At 67.7% G+C, this 17,123-nt stretch carries 16 protein-coding genes; 4 read left to right on the top strand and 12 right to left on the bottom strand.

Annotation, left to right across the window (positions count from 1 at the left end; translation table 11 throughout):
- Window positions 1–4: 4 nt before the first annotated feature.
- The 3 genes from CES90_RS28680 to CES90_RS28690 form a co-directional block, all read right to left on the bottom strand.
- On the bottom strand, window positions 5–997 hold the full coding sequence (locus tag CES90_RS28680) for an FKBP-type peptidyl-prolyl cis-trans isomerase (RefSeq protein ID WP_189785882.1): 993 nt from the start codon (window positions 995–997) through the stop codon (window positions 5–7).
- Window positions 998–1,128: 131 nt separating this feature from the next.
- The gene (pafA, locus tag CES90_RS28685) at window positions 1,129–2,490 is read right to left on the bottom strand and encodes a Pup--protein ligase (protein WP_059196529.1); all 1,362 of its coding nucleotides are present in this window, start codon (window positions 2,488–2,490) and stop codon (window positions 1,129–1,131) included.
- 9 nt (window positions 2,491–2,499) lie between these two features.
- Window positions 2,500–3,759, bottom strand: coding sequence for an MFS transporter (locus CES90_RS28690; RefSeq protein ID WP_189785881.1), 1,260 nt, complete (start codon window positions 3,757–3,759; stop codon window positions 2,500–2,502).
- Window positions 3,760–3,867: 108 nt separating this feature from the next.
- Here CES90_RS28690 and CES90_RS28695 point away from each other — a divergent pair, with 108 nt between their 5' ends.
- Window positions 3,868–4,881, top strand: a complete 1,014-nt coding sequence (locus tag CES90_RS28695) for a LacI family DNA-binding transcriptional regulator (RefSeq protein ID WP_189785880.1) — start codon at window positions 3,868–3,870, stop codon at window positions 4,879–4,881.
- Window positions 4,882–4,958: 77 nt separating this feature from the next.
- Here the strand turns inward: CES90_RS28695 and prcA are convergent, their stop codons facing one another.
- From prcA to arc, 6 genes are all read right to left on the bottom strand, one after another.
- Entirely contained in the window at window positions 4,959–5,696 is a 738-nt protein-coding gene (gene prcA, locus CES90_RS28700; protein WP_189785879.1) for a proteasome subunit alpha, read from the bottom strand.
- A gap of 67 nt (window positions 5,697–5,763) precedes the next feature.
- The gene (gene prcB, locus CES90_RS28705) at window positions 5,764–6,609 is read right to left on the bottom strand and encodes a proteasome subunit beta (protein ID WP_189785878.1); all 846 of its coding nucleotides are present in this window, start codon (window positions 6,607–6,609) and stop codon (window positions 5,764–5,766) included.
- On the bottom strand, window positions 6,561–7,121 hold the full coding sequence (locus CES90_RS28710) for an endonuclease VII domain-containing protein (RefSeq protein WP_189785877.1): 561 nt from the start codon (window positions 7,119–7,121) through the stop codon (window positions 6,561–6,563). Before CES90_RS28710 ends, prcB begins: the two co-directional genes overlap by 49 nt.
- A gap of 50 nt (window positions 7,122–7,171) precedes the next feature.
- Complete coding sequence (locus CES90_RS28715; protein ID WP_123544333.1) at window positions 7,172–7,387, bottom strand: ubiquitin-like protein Pup; 216 nt, start codon at window positions 7,385–7,387, stop codon at window positions 7,172–7,174.
- 196 nt (window positions 7,388–7,583) lie between these two features.
- Window positions 7,584–9,095 carry a depupylase/deamidase Dop gene (gene dop / locus CES90_RS28720; protein WP_373313519.1) on the bottom strand — a complete coding sequence of 504 codons (1,512 nt, stop codon included), beginning with the start codon at window positions 9,093–9,095 and terminating at the stop codon, window positions 7,584–7,586.
- Window positions 9,096–9,326: 231 nt separating this feature from the next.
- The gene (gene arc, locus CES90_RS28725) at window positions 9,327–11,093 is read right to left on the bottom strand and encodes a proteasome ATPase (protein ID WP_189785876.1); all 1,767 of its coding nucleotides are present in this window, start codon (window positions 11,091–11,093) and stop codon (window positions 9,327–9,329) included.
- Between the two features lie 245 nt (window positions 11,094–11,338).
- Between arc and CES90_RS28730 the strand changes: the two genes are divergently transcribed.
- Window positions 11,339–11,644, top strand: coding sequence for a ferredoxin (locus CES90_RS28730; protein WP_189785875.1), 306 nt, complete (start codon window positions 11,339–11,341; stop codon window positions 11,642–11,644).
- 90 nt (window positions 11,645–11,734) lie between these two features.
- Here CES90_RS28730 and CES90_RS28735 read toward each other — a convergent pair whose 3' ends face one another.
- From CES90_RS28735 to CES90_RS28745, 3 genes are all read right to left on the bottom strand, one after another.
- Window positions 11,735–12,310 (bottom strand): hypothetical protein, encoded by a 576-nt coding sequence (locus CES90_RS28735; protein WP_189785874.1) that lies wholly within the window; start codon window positions 12,308–12,310, stop codon window positions 11,735–11,737.
- Window positions 12,311–12,603: 293 nt separating this feature from the next.
- The gene (locus CES90_RS28740) at window positions 12,604–13,506 is read right to left on the bottom strand and encodes a tRNA (adenine-N1)-methyltransferase (RefSeq protein ID WP_189785873.1); all 903 of its coding nucleotides are present in this window, start codon (window positions 13,504–13,506) and stop codon (window positions 12,604–12,606) included.
- A gap of 247 nt (window positions 13,507–13,753) precedes the next feature.
- The gene (locus tag CES90_RS28745; RefSeq protein WP_189785872.1) at window positions 13,754–15,280 is read right to left on the bottom strand and encodes a site-2 protease family protein; all 1,527 of its coding nucleotides are present in this window, start codon (window positions 15,278–15,280) and stop codon (window positions 13,754–13,756) included.
- A gap of 218 nt (window positions 15,281–15,498) precedes the next feature.
- Here CES90_RS28745 and CES90_RS28750 point away from each other — a divergent pair, with 218 nt between their 5' ends.
- The gene (locus tag CES90_RS28750; RefSeq protein ID WP_373313518.1) at window positions 15,499–16,428 is read left to right on the top strand and encodes a RecB family exonuclease; all 930 of its coding nucleotides are present in this window, start codon (window positions 15,499–15,501) and stop codon (window positions 16,426–16,428) included.
- Between the two features lie 15 nt (window positions 16,429–16,443).
- The gene (locus tag CES90_RS28755) at window positions 16,444–17,115 is read left to right on the top strand and encodes a response regulator (protein WP_149823249.1); all 672 of its coding nucleotides are present in this window, start codon (window positions 16,444–16,446) and stop codon (window positions 17,113–17,115) included.
- Window positions 17,116–17,123 lie beyond the last annotated feature (8 nt).

Consider the following 17,123-nt stretch of genomic DNA (forward strand, 5'->3'; position numbering starts at 1 on the left):
AGCTTCACATCTTCGCGAGGATGTCCACGGTGAACACCATCGTGGAGTCCTTCTTGATGTCGCTGCCACTCGGCGGCGTGTCCCCGTAACCCAGCTTCGGCGGAATCACGATGAGCAGGCGACTGCCCACCTTCTTGCCGGTCATGCCCTGGGACCAGCCCTTGACGACCTGCTGCAGCCCGAACGAGCTCAGCTGCTCCCGGCTGTACGAGGAGTCGAACTCCTTGCCCGTGTCCCACAGCACGCCCTTGTACTGCACGAGGACGCTGTCGTCGGCGGCCAGCTCGGGGCCGTCGCCCTCCAGGATGTAGTTCGCCACCAGCTTGGTCGGCGGGTCCACCTTGGGGACCTCGATGGAGGGAGCCTTGCCGTCGGTGTTGGTGCCCACCTTCGGCAGATCCACATTGTCCTGCGCGACCTCGGTGCCCTTCGCGGAGCTCTTGGCGTTGAACGTGTCCTGGATGTCGACGACGAACACCAGCGTGTCGGTGCCCTTGATGCCCGCCTGCGCGTTGCCCTCGGTGCCGTAACCCCAGGTCGGGGGCACGGACATCTCGACACGGCTGCCGGCCTTCTTACCGGTCAGGGCGTAGCGCCAGCCGTCGATGATGCCCTGCGGGGTGAGCTGGATGACCAGCGGCGTCTTACGGTCGTAGGAGTTGTCGAAGACCTTGGCCGTGTTCCAGACCTGACCCAGGTAGTGCGCCTGGATGTAGTCACCCTCGACGACCGTCCTGCCGGTGCCCGCGATGACCGTCTTCACCGCCAGGTCCTTCGACGGATCCCCGCTGCCCTTGGCCACGGTCGGCTTCTCGTCGAACTTCACACCCGCCGTGATCGCCGGCAGAGGACCGTCCACGATCTTCGGCGGCTTCGCCTCGCTCGCCGACGCGGAGGGGCTGCTGCTGGCCTTGGCCGAGTCGGCCTTTTCGTCACCACAGGCGGAGAGCGTGACCAGTCCAGCGGGGACAGCGATGAGGAGTGAGCGTCGGCGCACGATGAGGGCCTCGTATCGGTCGATCTTGTCGGATGGCGTGCGCGCAACTCTACGGCGTGAGAAGGGCGCCGTACGGCAAACGTACGGCGCCCCGCGTTGCGTTCCGGAAACCGGGCCGGAACATTTTCAGCTCACATTCCCGCGATCAACTTCTCCACCCGGTCGTCCACCGAACGGAACGGGTCCTTGCACAACACCGTGCGCTGCGCCTGGTCGTTGAGCTTCAGATGCACCCAGTCGACCGTGAAATCCCGGCGCTGTTCCTGCGCCCGCCGGATGAAGTCACCGCGAAGGCGGGCCCGAGTGGTCTGCGGCGGAACCGACTTGCCCTCGAAGATCTTCAAGTCATTGCAGATACGGGCGGCTTGGCCTTTCCTCTCCAGAAGGTAGTAGAGACCCCGACGGCGGTGAATGTCGTGATACGCGAGGTCTATCTGCGCGACCCGCGGATGCGACATGGTCATGTTGTGCTTGGCCCGGTACCGCTCGATGAGCTTGTACTTCATCACCCAGTCGATTTCGGTGCCGATCCGGTCGAGGTCCTCCGCCTCGATCGCGTCCAGCGTGCGGCCCCACAGCTCCAGGACCTGCTCGACCGTGCCCGTACGAATCCCGCGGCGCTCACAGAAGTCCACGGCCTTCTCGTAGTACTCGCGCTGCACCTCCAGCGCGGAGGCCTCCCGGCCACTGGCCAGCCGCACCTTGCGGCGGCCCGTGATGTCATGGCTGACCTCGCGGATCGCCCGAATCGGGTTCTCCAGAGTGAGGTCACGCATCACCGTGCCCGCCTCGATCATGCGCAGCACCAGGTCGGTGGCACCGACCTTGAGCAGCATGGTCGTCTCGGACATGTTCGAGTCGCCCACGATGACGTGCAGCCGGCGGTACCGCTCGGCATCCGCGTGCGGCTCGTCGCGGGTGTTGATGATCGGCCGGGAGCGGGTGGTCGCCGAGCTGACGCCCTCCCAGATGTGCTCCGCCCGCTGACTCACGCAGTACACCGCACCACGCGGGGTCTGCAGCACCTTGCCCGCGCCGCACAACAGCTGCCGTGTGACGAGGAACGGGATGAGGATGTCCGCGAGCCGGGAGAACTCCCCGTGCCGGGCCACCAGATAGTTCTCGTGGCAACCATACGAGTTGCCCGCCGAGTCGGTGTTGTTCTTGAAGAGATAGACGTCGCCCGCGATTCCCTCCTCGTGCAGGCGGCGTTCGGCGTCGACCAGCAGTCCTTCGAGAATGCGCTCGCCGGCCTTGTCGTGAGTGACCAGCTCGGTCACGTTGTCACATTCGGGTGTCGCGTATTCCGGATGTGAGCCCACGTCGAGATACAGACGGGCCCCGTTCCGCAGAAACACATTGCTGCTGCGGCCCCATGACACGACACGGCGGAAGAGGTACCGCGCCACCTCGTCAGGAGACAGACGGCGCTGTCCCCTGAACGTGCACGTGACGCCGTACTCGTTCTCCAGCCCGAAAATGCGGCGGTCCATGACTGAACATTACGCCCGATCGACCGAGCTGAAACGGGGTTCGACAGCACGGTTTGGATCATTTTCCGATGAGACCGCGACCACCGCACCCCCGGAAGGAAGAGCGAGAAGACGCCCCGTAGCCAGCAGAACCAGCAGCGACACACACCCCGCGGCACCCGGCACGACGAAGCCCCACACCGTCCCGCCCCACTCGACGACCGGCCCCGCGGCGGCCGCTCCGAACGACTGACCGACCATGAACGTCGTCACGATCCACGAGAACGCCTCCGTGACCGTGCCGCGCAGCGCGTGCCGGTCGACGAGCACGAAGGAACAGGCGATGGCCGGCGCCAGGAACACACCGGCGAGCGCCATCAGCACCGTCATCACCACCGGCCCCGGCATCAACGTCAACGGCACATAACAGACCGCCAGCAACGCCACCAACACCTGGAGTCGACGCTCCGGCACCCCGTTCCACTGCCGCGCCCCGTACGCCGTACCACCGACGAGCGCACCGAGCCCGACGCCCGCCATGAGCCAGCCGTACACCACGTCCCCACCGTTGCCGTCCGCGTACGACACGGCGGCCACCGTGATGGAACCGAGCGCGATACCCACGAACAAGAACGCACCCAGCAACACCAGGAGCCCGGGCGAACGCAGCGCACCCAGCCAGTGCGCCTCACGCGGCACCGAACGCCACGCCCGCGAAGGCGGCGACACGACCACCCAGAGCGCCCCGAGCACCCCGATCACGTTCAACACGATCAGCGCCGCCTGCGCCGACCACAACGCCACACACAGCGTCACCAGCAGCGGCCCGACCGTGAACATGACCTCCTGCGCCACCGCATCCATCGCATACGCCGTGTGCACCTGCTCCTCCTTACGGAGGACCGAGGACCACAGAGCCCGCAGACCACCCTCAAGAGGAGGCGTGAACAGCCCCGCGACGATCATGGAGAGATACGCCAGCGGAAGCGGCTCCAGACCCACGAGAGCGAAGACGGTCATCCCCAGGGCCGAGACGACGGCCGCGGGCAACTGCACCCGCGGCTGCCCGTACAGATCCACCAGCCGCCCCAACAGCGGCTGCCCCACGGCATTGGCGACCCCGTACACCGCGGCGAGCGCCCCCGCGAGGCTGTACGTACCACCCTCCGCCCGCACGAAGAGCACGATCGCGATCGCCGCGGTGGCGTTCGGCAACCGCCCCACCAACGTGCCCGCGAGCAGCCGCGCGGCATGCCGCGCCCTGAAGATCTCCATGTATCCGGCGGCCATGTCCTGCCTCTCGAAGGGCTCTCGACGAGTGAAGTGTTACGTATAACGTCCCCCGTCATACGTACCATGTGCCCTGTCCGCGAGTCCAGACGAAGGAGCAGGCCGACGGTGGCACGAGGTAGTACACGACCCACGAGCCGTGACGTCGCCCAGGCCGCCGGAGTCTCCCAGGCCGCGGTCTCCCTGGTCCTCGGCAACAAATGGCGCGGCCGCGTCTCGGAAACCACAGCCGAACGCGTCCGGGAAACCGCGCGGGAACTGGGCTACCGGCCCAACCTCGCCGCACGCAACCTCCGCCTCGGCCGCACACGGACCGTGCTGCTCGTGGTACCGGCCCTGACAACCGAGTTCTTCGCAGGCGTGTACACAGGCGCCGCCCGCGTCGCCGCCGAACACGGCTTCGGCGTCGTCCTCTACCCCTCCCCCGAGGGCGTCGGCCCCGCCCGCGACCCCTTCGCCTCCGCACAGGCCGCACTCGACGGCGTCATCGCCTCCTCCATGGCCGCCGACGCCCTCACCGCCATCCGCGGCGACCAACTCCCCCTCGTGATGCTCGACAGCGACCCCGAGGGCAGCCTCGGGGCCGCGACCGTCAACCTCGACATCCGCGACGGAGTACGCCAGGTCGCCGACCACCTGCTGCAACTCGGACACCGCCACTTCCTCCACCTGGCCGCCGACGTACCCTCCTGGACCTTCGACGTACGTGCGCGGGAACTCACCGCACGGCTGGAGGCAGTGCCAGGGACGACCCTGCGTACGACCGCCGCGCCGATCTCCATCGACGGGGCCCTCACCGCCGCCGAAACCGCATTGGCCGGTCCCGGACCCCGGCCCACGGCCCTGGTGTGCGACGACGACAAACTCGCGGCCGGCGCCTACAAGGCCGCGCGACGCCTCGGACTGCGCGTACCGGAGGACATCTCCATCACCGGCCTCGACGACCTCGCCCTCGCCACGGCCCTCGACCCCGAACTGACGACCGTACGACTGGACGCCGAACTGTTCGGGGAACGGGGCATGGAGGCCCTGCTGGCCGTTCTGGAGGGACGTACACCCACGCAGGGGGATATTCCTGTGAAGCTGGTGGTTCGGGGTTCCACGGGGCGCCCAGCGAGCTGAACGCCCCCTGATACGCCGCACGCCCCGGCCTGCCTCGGCCGGGGCGCACTACGGGCGGGGTTTCACAGACGGCGGGGCTACTCCTCCTCGGAGCTCTCGGCCTCCGTGGCGGCACCGTCCGCCTCCAGCAGCCGGGCGAGCTGACGGCCGACGATGCGCTTGAACTTGCGCTGCTGCGGGCGGGTGCGATCGAGGACGGCGACCTCGAGACGCTCGGCGGGGATCTCCCGCTGCGTGCCGTTGGTGTCCCGCGAGAGGGCTTGGACGGCGAGCTTCAGGGCCTCGGCCAGGGACATACCGTCCTGGTGACGCTGATCCAGATAGCTGCTGATCTGCTCCGCATTACCACCGACCGCGACCGAACCGTGCTCGTCCACGATCGAACCGTCGTGGGGCAAACGATAGATCTGATCGCCCTCGGGGGTCTCCCCGACCTCGGCCACGACCAACTCCACCTCGTACGGCTTCTCAGCCGCCGAGGAGAAGATCGTGCCCAGGGTCTGGGCGTAGACGTTGGCCAGACCCCGGGCGGTCACGTCATCACGGTCATAGGTGTAACCACGAAGATCCGCGTACCGGACACCACCGATCCGCAGATTCTCGTACTCGTTGTACTTACCGGCGGCCGCAAAAGCGATCCGGTCATAGATCTCGCTGAACTTGTGCAACGCACGGGACGGGTTCTCACCGACGAACACGATGCCATCGGCGTACTGCAGCACGACCAGGCTGCGGCCACGAGCGATGCCCTTGCGGGCGTACTCCGCCCGGTCGGCCATCGCCTGCTGGGGAGATACATAGAACGGCGTCGACACCGGTTATCCGTCCCTTTCTGTCGAAGTCACTTGATCACCTTGATAAGAGGGCCGCCGACTGGATCGGCTAGAGCAGCGCGGCCCGCGGACCGTCGGGCTGCTCCAGACGCCGCTCCAGGATCGAGCGGGCGATCTCGGACGACTCCTCATCGGTGAGCCGACGGAAGCCGTCCTCGGTGATCACCGTGACGATGGGGTAGATCCGGCGGGCGACATCGGGACCACCGGTCGCCGAGTCGTCGTCTGCCGCGTCGTAGAGAGCCTGGATCACCAGGGTCGTGGCATCACCCTCGGAAAGGTCGGCACGGAAGAGCTTCTTCATCGCACCGCGCGCGAAGATCGAACCGGAGCCCGTGGCCGCGAAGCCGGTCTCCTCGGAACGGCCACCTGTCACGTCGTACGAGAAGATGCGCCCCTTCTCACGATCCACGTCGTAGCCGGCGAACAGCGGGACCACAGCCAGGCCCTGCATGGCCATGCCGAGGTTGGAACGAATCATGGTCGACAGACGGTTGGCCTTACCCTCCAGCGAGAGCTGAGCGCCCTCCACCTTCTCGAAGTGCTCCAGCTCCAGCTGGAACAGCTTCACCATCTCCACGGCCAGACCAGCCGTACCGGCGATCCCGACAGCCGAGTACTCATCCGCCGGGAACACCTTCTCGATGTCCCGCTGCGCGATCATGTTCCCCATCGTGGCCCGCCGGTCACCGGCGAGCACGACACCACCGGGGAACGTGACAGCCACGATCGTCGTCCCGTGCGGGGCCTCGATCACGCCCTGCGTCGGCGGCAGCTGCCTCTTGCCGGGGAGCAGCTCCGGCTGGTGCTCCGACAGAAAGTCCATGAAGGACGACGACCCAGGCGTCAGGAAGGCAGCTGGTAGACGCCCGGTGCTACGAGTGTTGGCTTCCACGCGTTTCCTTCCAGGTAGTCGGCAGCTCGGTTCATCGCTGCGGGGTCATCCCTCAACAGGCCGAGGCCGGAATTGCAGTTGAAGCACAGTACGCCACGGACCCTACCCGTCTTGTGGCAGTGATCCACATGCGTTGCGGGGGCAGACAGGCAGATACAACAGACCCCGCCTTGAGATGCAATCAGCTCGTCTCGTTCGACTTCGGTGAGGCCGTACTTGCGCCACAGGTGCTGTGCAGGCGCCAGGGCCGCTCGGCAAGCCTTGCAGCGGCTAGACAGGCCATCACCTTTCCGATGCCACTCGCTGTGCGGCTTCACTTCTCCGCAACCCCGGCAGCGTTTGTGCCCGACGGACACGTAGTCCTCAGGGCCAAGAACCGGGGGTTCCGCCGCCCGGCAGTGATAACGAGTAGCGCAGCCCCGGCAATGCCGCTGCAAGCCATCAAGGTTTGACCGCTTGCGGTCGAAGGCTGCGCGCGACTTGTACTCACCGCACCGCACGCAGCGCTTCATACCTTCTTCGCTTGACAACCCCAGCACCCCCGTAACCTTCGATTCGAAGGCTACTCGCCACCTTTTTGAACGAAACTACGGACGAAATCCTCTGCGTTCTCCTCGAGGACATCGTCAATTTCGTCAAGAACCGAGTCCACGTCGTCGCTCAGCTTCTCCTGCCGCTCCTTGAGGTCCTCCGAGGCCTGCGCCTCGGGCGCCTCCTCGACCTCTTCAGTGGAACGGGTGGCCTTCTGCTGGCCGCCGCCGGTGTCCTTGGTCGCCATAACCCTCACCCCGCTCTGTTGCCCGACATGGTCGACAGGTCGGCATTCCTGCCGATCGGTGATGATCAGACCCTACAAGCCGGGTCTGACATTGGCCCCGTTGTTTCCTGATATCCACAACGTCCGGGGACCACCTCGATGATTCCCGGACGCCGCTGTTTCCACCCTGCCCGGCTGATCACGATTGAAGCCCGGTTCAGTTGCCGGAGAGAACCCTGACCAGGTCTTCTGCCGTGCGGCAGCGATCCAGGAGCTCCTTGACGTGATTTCGCGTTCCGCGTAGCGGTTCGAGGGTTGGGACGCGTTGGAGCGAGTCCCGGCCCGGGAGGTCGAAGATCACGGAGTCCCAGGAGGCGGCCGCGACGTCGTCGGCGTACTGCTCCAGGCAGCGCCCGCGGAAGTAGGCGCGGGTGTCCTCCGGTGGCTTCGTACGGGCCCGGTCGACGTCTGTCTCGTCGAGGAGCCGCTTCATCTTGCCGCGGGCCACCAGACGGTTGTAGAGGCCCTTCTCGGCGCGTACGTCGGCGTACTGGAGGTCGACGAGGTGGAGGCGGGCGGCGTCCCAGTCGAGGCTGTCACGGCGCCGGTAGCCCTCCATCAGCTCCCGCTTGGCGACCCAGTCGAGCTCCCCGGAGAGGCTCATCGGATCGTTCTCCAGGCGGTTCAAGGTGTCTTCCCACCTGGTGAGGACGTCCTTGGTCTGCTCGTCGGCGTCCGCTCCGAACCGCTCCTCCACGTACTTGCGTGACAGCTCGTAGTACTCCATCTGGAGCTGTACGGCGGTCAGGGTGCGGCCGCTGCGGAGGGTGACGAGGCGTTGCAGGGACGGGTCGTGGGAGACCTGGTGCAGCGTGCGGACCGGCTGGTCGACCGCCAGGTCCACCGCGATGAAGCCGTCCTCGATCATCGACAGCACCAGGGCTGTCGTACCCAGCTTCAGATACGTCGAGATCTCGGACAGGTTCGCGTCGCCGATGATCACGTGGAGGCGGCGGTATTTCTCCGCATCGGCGTGCGGCTCGTCGCGGGTGTTGATGATGGGGCGCTTCAGGGTCGTTTCGAGGCCCACTTCGACCTCGAAATAGTCCGCGCGCTGGCTGAGCTGGAAGCCGTGTTCGTGGCCGTCCTGGCCGATGCCGACGCGGCCGGCGCCGGCGAAGACCTGGCGGGAGACGAAGAAGGGGGTGAGGTGGCGCACGATGTCCGAGAAAGCGGTTTCCCGCTTCATCAGGTAGTTCTCGTGTGTGCCGTAGGAGGCGCCCTTGTTGTCGGTGTTGTTCTTGTAGAGGTGGATCGGCTGGGCGCCGGGGAGCTGGGCGGCGCGTTCGGCGGCTTCGGCCATGATGCGTTCGCCGGCCTTGTCCCAGAGGACGGCGTCCAGGGGATTGGTGACCTCGGGGGCGCTGTATTCGGGGTGTGCGTGGTCGACGTAGAGGCGTGCGCCGTTGGTGAGGATGACGTTGGCGAGGCCGATGTCCTCGTCGGTGAGCTGGCTGGAGTCGGCGGCCTCGCGGGCGAGGTCGAAGCCTCGCGCGTCCCGTAGCGGGTTCTCTTCCTCGAAGTCCCAGCGGGCCCGGCGGGCCCGGTGCATCGCCGCGGCGTAGGCGTTGACGATCTGGGACGAGGTGAGCATGGCATTGGCATTGGGGTGGCCGGGGACGGAGATCCCGTACTCCGTCTCGATGCCCATTACTCGCCGTACGGTCATGCGGCCCTCCTTGCCCGGCGGCGTCCTCGGTCGGGGACGCTGCTCAAGTACCGCTGGCGCTCCGGTGCGTGTGCGGTGCCCGTCCCCGCACTGCGCGACTCGGCGGTACGAAAGAGCCTAGAACGGCTCTGCGCTGGTGGGGAGATCATTTGCGTCATTGATCGAGCGTTCGCCTGAGAAAACAGTCGGCTGCGGGTACCCGCTGAGGGCACCCGCAGCCGCCCTGCTTTGTTACAGGTACTGTCCGGTGTTCGCCACCGTGTCGATGGAGCGTCCGGTGTCGGCGCCCTGCTTTCCAGTGATCAGGGTACGGATGTAAACGATCCGTTCGCCCTTCTTTCCGGAGATTCGGGCCCAGTCGTCCGGGTTGGTGGTGTTGGGCAGGTCCTCATTCTCCTTGAACTCGTCCACGCATGCCTGGAGGAGGTGGGAGACGCGGAGGCCCTTCTGGTTCTTGTCGAGGAAGTCCTTGATCGCCATTTTCTTGGCGCGGCCGACGATGTTTTCGATCATGGCGCCGGAGTTGAAGTCCTTGAAGTAGAGGACTTCCTTGTCTCCGTTGGCGTAGGTGACTTCCAGGAAGCGGTTCTCCTCGGATTCGGCGTACATGTGTTCCACTGCCGTCTGGATCATGCTCTGGACGGTGGTGGCCTTGCTGCCGCCGTGTTCGCCGAGGTCGTCCGCGTGGAGCGGGAGGCGCTCGGTGAGGTACTTCTGGAAGATGTCCTTGGCCGCTTCGGCGTCCGGGCGCTCGATCTTGATCTTCACGTCGAGGCGGCCGGGGCGCAGGATCGCGGGGTCGATCATGTCCTCGCGGTTGGAGGCGCCGATGACCACGACGTTCTGCAGGCCTTCCACGCCGTCGATCTCGGCGAGGAGCTGGGGGACGATGGTGTTCTCCACGTCCGAGCTGACGCCGGAGCCGCGGGTGCGGAAGAGGGATTCCATCTCGTCGAAGAAGACGATGACGGGGGTGCCCTCGCTGGCCTTCTCCCTTGCGCGCTGGAAGACGAGGCGGATCTGGCGCTCGGTCTCGCCGACGTACTTGTTGAGGAGCTCGGGGCCCTTGATGTTGAGGAAGAAGCTCTTGCCCTGGGCCTGGCCGGTGACTTCGGCGACTTTTTTGGCCAGTGAGTTGGCCACGGCCTTGGCGATGAGTGTCTTGCCGCATCCGGGGGGTCCGTAGAGGAGGACGCCCTTGGGCGGGCGCAGTTCGTGCTCCTTGAACAGGTCCGGGTAGAGGTAGGGGAGCTCGACCGCGTCGCGGATCATCTCGATCTGGTTGCCGAGGCCGCCGATCTGCTCGTAGCCGATGTCCGGGACCTCTTCGAGGACGAGTTCTTCGACCTCGCTCTTGGGGACGACCTCGTAGACGTAGCCGGAGCGGGGTTCGAGCAGGAGGGCGTCGCCGGGGCGGATGGTGACGTCCAGCAGCGGCTCGGCGAGCCGTACCACCCGTTCCTCGTCGGTGTGCCCGAGCACGAGGGCGCGCTCGCCGTCCTCGAGGATCTCCTTGAGGGTGACGATGTCCCCGACCCGCTCGAATTGCATGGCCTCGACCACGTTGAGCGCTTCGTTGAGCATCACTTCCTGGCCGCGCCGGAGCTCGTCCAGGTCGACGCTCGGGCTGACGTTCACGCGGAGTTTGCGTCCTCCGGTGAAGATGTCGGCCGTGCCGTCCTCGTTCGCCGTGAGGAAGACACCGAAGCCGGCCGGCGGCTGTGCGAGCCGGTCGACTTCTTCCTTGAGGGCCACGATCTGGTCGCGGGCCTCACGGAGGGTGTTGGCGAGCCGCTCGTTCTGTGCGGACACGCCGGCCAGGTTGGTCTGCAGCTCGACGATCCGCTCTTCGAGAATCCTCGTGTGTCGCGGAGAGTCGGCGAGCTTGCGTCGCAGGACGGCGATCTCCTGCTCAAGGTAGGCAATCTGCCCGGCCGGGTCGTCGGACCCTCGTCCCGGGCGGATGCCGCGGTTCATGTCGTCGTCGTGGGCTGCCACGGTCCTCACCTCCTCCAAGGGGAGCTGGACGCTTCCAGACCCTACCTGGGTGGGTGTCGATTGAAACCCCTAGATCACAAAGACGGTGGGGGTGTGTCCGATCTTCACCCTTGCGCTCTCCCTCACGCCAGGGGAATACCCACCGAACATGGTTGGGAAGCGGACCCAGGTAGGGTCGAAGTGTTCAACACCCGTCAGAGCCTGCATGGTTCCCGATCGGCTCGACGAGAGAAATGGCAGGAGAGATGACCGTGCAGCAGGAGGCCGGAGCCGCGGGCGAGGCGCTCGAGGTCTGGATCGACCAGGACCTGTGCACCGGTGACGGCATCTGCGCCCAGTACGCGCCCGAGGTGTTCGAGTTGGACATCGATGGGCTGGCCTATGTGAAGGGCGCGGACGACGAGTTGTTGCAGGCCCAGGGGGCCACAACGCCCGTTCCGCTGACGCTTCTCACGGATGTGGTGGACTCCGCGAAGGAGTGTCCGGGCGAGTGCATCCATGTGCGTCGGGTTTCGGACAGGGTCGAGGTCTTCGGGCCTGACGCGGAGTGACCCTGCGGGCACTCCGCGTGGTGTTGTGTCTGCTTTCTCACACCGGGTTTGCCGGGTGATCACATCCCGTCTGTCCGGGCGTGGGTGGTGTCACACGCTTTGGGTGCCTGCGGGTGCCGAGCGGACGAACGCCCCGTTCTTCCACTGCCACTTGGCGTCGTCGGTGACGTCCGGGCAGCAATTGGGTACGTCGGCCGAGGAGTAGCCGTGCAGGGTCGCGGTGACGGCCGCGTCACGGACGGCGAAGTCCGAGACGGTCTTGCGGTCCTTGGGTGCGACGAGGGTGGCTACGACTCGGGGTTTCGCGGCGTCGGTGGAGCGGGTGAGGACGTACACGCCGTCGGGTGGTGTGCCCATGCTGGAGTCGCAGTGGGCGACGGCGACGGTTTCGGGGCGGCCGTCTCCGTCGAGGTCTCCGGAGGCCTTCTTCTTGATGACGATGTCGACGGGTCCGCATTCGAGGGGCAGGTCCACCTCGGTGGGATCGGGGGCCGCGACCGCGGCTGGGGCCGGCCTCGACTCCGGGCCGGACTGGGCAGCTCTCGCCGCGTCGGGTTGCAGGGCCGACGACAGGGCCATGACTCCGGCGAGGGCGGTGGCCGTGGCGAGCCAGTGGATCGGGCGGGTGTGCGCGTGTGCCAGTTCCGGGACCGCGGATTGCTGCACTAGGAGCGTCTCCTGAGAGGGCTGTGCGGTTGGGGTGACCCGCATGGTGCCATACGTCACTGTGGGTTGGAACGGCGGGGTGTGTGGTTCCCGTGGCTTTCCGGTGGCGTGTCAACACGGAAGCGGCGTGGGCGGGTTCTCTGGCGCTGCCGGGAAGTCGGGGGTGTCAGTGGCGCGTTGTACGCGGCTGGGTGCGTGAGTGACACGGGGCGGAGCCGCATATCGGCAGAGCCCCGGGTCCCTTGAAGCCCGCGCCCCTTGAAAGCAAGGGGCGCGGGGTCATGCGTTCCGGTTCAGCGGGCGGTGCCGCCGTCGGCGTTGGGGCCGGCGTAGTCCTCGCCGTAGGCGCCCTTGGCGGGGCGGCGGCGGCGCATGGGCGGCTCGACGCCGTCGGCGAGGCGGCGGGCGGTGAGCAGGAAGCCGGTGTGGCCGATCATGCGGTGGTCGGGGCGGACGGCGAGGCCCTCGATGTGCCAGTTGCGGATCATCGTCTCCCAGGCGGTCGGCTCGTTGAAGCAGCCGATCTCGCGGATGGACTCGACGGTCCGGGCGAGCTGGGTGGTGGTGGCGACGTAGCAGCAGAGGATGCCGCCGGGGACGAGGGCCTTGGAGACGGCCTCCAGGCATTCCCAGGGGGCGAGCATGTCGAGGATGACGCGGTCGACGTCGGTGTCGGACAGGTTGTCCTGGAGGTCGCCGACGGTGAGCTGCCAGGCGGGGTGCGGGCCGCCGAAGTAGCGCTCCACGTTCTGCTTCGCGATCTCGGCGAAGTCCTCGCGGCGCTCGTAGCTGTGCAGCATGCCCTGGTCGCCGATGGCGCGCAGCAGGAAGCTGCTGAGCGAGCCGGAGCCGACGCCGGCCTCGACGACGCGGGCGCCGGGGAAGATGTCGGCGAAGGCGAGGATCTGCCCCGCGTCCTTGGGGTAGACCACGGCGGCGCCGCGGGGCATGGACAGGACGTAGTCGGGGAGCAGGGGGCGCAGCGCCAGGTAGGCGACGTTCCCCGTGGTGCGGACAACACTGCCCTCGGGTGCGCCGATCAGCTCGTCGTGCGGGAAGGAACCCTTGTGGGTGTGGAAGTTCTTCCCGGCTTCGAGCGTGAACGTGTAGTGGCGTCCCTTGGGGTCGGTCAGCTGTACCTGGTCCCCGACCTTGAAGGGCCCGCGACGGCGGGCGGCACCGGTCGGTTCGGACATGTGACTCAGCCTACCGGCGTTTGGCGGGGCTGCCGACCACTGGGTGAGCTCGGGCCCGTGGCGGCACTGCAGGTCCGTCGTGGCTGGTCGCTCCCCCCACTCTCGGCTTCTCCCCCACTCTCGACTTCGCTCGAGCGGGAGGGACCCCCATGAGCGGGGGGACCCCCATCGCGGCGGAGCCGCACATCGATACGGCCTCGCGCCCCTTCAGGGCGCGGTACCGCACCGGTGTCCTCAAAGGCCTCGCTCAGTTGGGGCGGGCCATGGCCTTTACGAAGGCTCGTTCCACGTCCGCTGCTGACAGGACTCCGTAGATCTCTCCGGACTCCTCGACCACCAGGTACTCCGTCGCCGGGGCCGCACGGAGGGCGTCCAAGAGGTCCTCCCCCGCCAGTTCCGCGGAGACTCGCATGCCGTCGGTGAGGTCCTGGGCGAGGCCGCTGACGGGGACCCAGGGTCGGCGGTGTTCGGGGACGCCGACGATGGCGGCCTCGCGGACGAGGGAGAGGGGTTCGCCGTCGGGGTCGACCACGACGAGGGCGCGGGCGCCGGCTTCGTTGGCGCGGCGCAGGGCCTCGGAGAGGGGGGTGTCGGTCTCGACGGGGACCGCGCGGCGGGTGAGGGCGCGGGCCTGGAGTTCGGGGAGGTGTTCGCGCAGGCGGGCCATGCGGAGGCTGTTGCCGGCGCCGGTCCAGATGATCGCGGCGAGGATGGCGGCCAGCAGGGCGTCCATGACGGTGTCCATGCCGACGCTGTCCTCAGCGGCGGAGCCGAGGGCGCCGGACTGGGTGAACAGGGGCAGGCCGATGAGGACGGAGACGGCGAGGGCGCGGCCGGCCCAGGCGGCGGCGATGGTGCCGCTCATCGGCTTGCCGGTGAGCTTCCAGACGACGGCGCGGAGCATGCGGCCGCCGTCGAGGGGGAGGCCGGGCAGCAGGTTGAAGGCGGCGACGATGAGGTTGGAGATCATCAGGCCGGCCAGTAGGACGCCGGGGACGGTGCCCGGCTCGACGGTCTGCAGGGCGAGGTAGAAGGCGCCTGCGAGGACCAGGGAGAGCAGGGGGCCGACGAAGGCCAGTATGAATTCGCGGCCGGGGGTCTCGGATTCCTTCTCGATCTCGGAGACTCCGCCGAAGAACTGGAGCTGGATGCGCCGTACCGGCAGTTTGAAGCGGAGGGCGGCGACGGTGTGGGCGAGTTCGTGGACGAGTACGGAGGCGTAGAAGGCGACCGCGAAGAAAAGGGAGACCAGGTAGCGGGCGCCGCCGAGTTCGGGCAGGACGCGGTCGAGTTGGCCGCCGAAGACCCAGGTGATGAGGGCGGCGACGAGGAACCAGCTGGGGGCGACGTAGACGGGTACGCCGAAGAGGCGACCCATCAGGATGCCGCCGCCGGGTTCCTTGGGGCGCTCGGGCGGCTTGGGGGCGTCCGAGTGGGCGTGGAGGCGCGCGGTGGTGGTCGTGGTCTCCGGCTCGTCGGTCGGCGCCTTCTTCAGGTCGGCCGGGTCCGGGGACTGCGCCAGGGCCTGGGACTGCTGCGGGGTCTTCGCGGTCTCCGTGTCCTGTGGGGGCTGCTGGGCGGCTTCAGGGTCCCCGGGGTTCGTCGGGGCGGAGTCGCCGTGGGGCTCGGGGTCGGCGGCGGGGTCGTTGTTCGCAGGGCGGGGCCCGGCGGGGGGCCTTTCCTCTGCCGGTGTGTCGGTCGCGTGGCGGTCCGCGCGTTCCGTCGCCTCGTCACTGCCGGACCGCGGCTGCCCGCTCCCGCCGCTCGTCTCCACGATGTCCCCTCGTTCGAAGCGTCTTCCGCGCCTGTGGCCGGGCGGAAGGGTCTGTGGTCGATGCTATGCGGTCGTCGCGGTGCGGTCCGCCTCGGCACCCTCTCAGCTTTCCCTGAGGTCGCAGGAGGCACACCGGTGTCGGGAGGCGGTGCGCGGAGCGTCGGTCGGGCGGGACCCGTGGCTGTCACTGTCAGTGGTGGGCCGTATGGTCTGTGCTCATGGAAAACAGCGGCGAGGGCACCGGCGGCGGCACGGGTGGGACGGGTGGCGAGGGCGTTCGTGGTGGCGTGCGGGCCGCCGCGCCGCCGGCCTCGCTGTCGCCCTCGCGCGCCAGTGACTTCATGCAGTGCCCGTTGCTCTACCGGTTCCGGGTGATCGACCGGCTGCCGGAGAAGCCGAGTGAGGCGGCGACGCGCGGCACGCTGGTGCACGCGGTGCTGGAGCGGCTCTTCGACGCGCCGGCGGCCGAGCGGACGGCGCCGCGGGCGAAGGCGTTGGTGCCGGGGCAGTGGGACCGGTTGCGGGAGACGAGGCCGGAGGTCGTGGAGCTGTTCGCGGACGACCCGGAGGGTGAGCGGCTGGCCCGTTGGCTGGGCGAGGCGGAGCGGTTGGTGGAGCGCTGGTTCACGCTGGAGGATCCGACGCGGTTGGAGCCCGCCGAGCGCGAGTTGTTCGTGGAGGCGGAGCTGGAGTCGGGGCTCAGGCTGCGCGGGATCATCGACCGGGTGGATGTGGCGTCCACCGGTGAGGTGCGGATCGTCGACTACAAGACGGGCAAGGCGCCGCGACCCGAGTACGCCGAGGGCGCGCTGTTCCAGATGAAGTTCTACGCCCTGGTGGTGTGGCGGTTGAAGCAGGTGGTGCCGCGCCGTCTCCAGCTGGTCTATCTGGGCAGCGGGGATGTGCTGACGTACGACCCGGTGATCGCGGATCTGGAGCGGGTGGAGCGCAAGCTGCTGGCGCTGTGGGAGGCGATCCGGCTGGCGACCGAGACGGGTGACTGGCGGCCGCGGCCGACCAAGCTGTGCGGTTGGTGCGATCACCAGGCGGTGTGTCCGGAATTCGGTGGCACTCCCCCGCCGTACCCGCTCCAGGTGAGGTCGAGCGAGTCGGTGGGTGGGCCGCAAGGCAGAATGGGCCCGGACTAGCCGAAGGAGACTTTCGTGGCCATCCGCGTCCTACTGGTTGACGACCAGCCCCTGCTGCGTACGGGCTTTCGGATGATTCTGGAGGCGGAGCAGGACATCGCTGTCGTCGGGGAGGCCGGTGACGGTCTCCAGGCGCTCGACCAGGTGCGAGCGCTGCAGCCTGATGTGGTTCTGATGGACATCCGTATGCCGCGGATGGACGGGGTGGAGGCGACGCGGCAGATCACCGGGCCGGGGCGGGACGGTCCGGCGAAGGTGCTGGTGCTGACGACCTTCGACCTGGACGAGTACGTGGTGGAGGCGTTGCGGGCGGGGGCCAGTGGGTTCCTGTTGAAGGACGCTCCGGCGAACGAGTTGGTGCAGGCGATCCGGGTGGTCGCGGCGGGTGAGGCGATGCTGGCGCCGAGCATCACGCGTCGGCTGCTGGACAAGTACGCGGAGCATCTGCCGTCGGGCGACGAGCCGGTGCCGGACACGTTGCACACGCTGACCGACCGTGAGGTCGAGGTGCTGAAGCTGGTGGCGCGGGGCCTTTCGAACGCGGAGATCGCCGCGGATCTGTTTGTCAGCGAGACCACGGTCAAGACGCATGTGGGGCATGTGCTCACCAAGTTGGGGCTGCGTGACCGGGTGCAGGCGGCGGTGTACGCGTACGAGAGCGGGCTGGTGCGTCCCGGCGCGCAGTAGAGCGGTCG

This window comes from Streptomyces capitiformicae (genome assembly GCF_002214185.1).
Lineage (GTDB): Bacteria > Actinomycetota > Actinomycetes > Streptomycetales > Streptomycetaceae > Streptomyces > Streptomyces capitiformicae.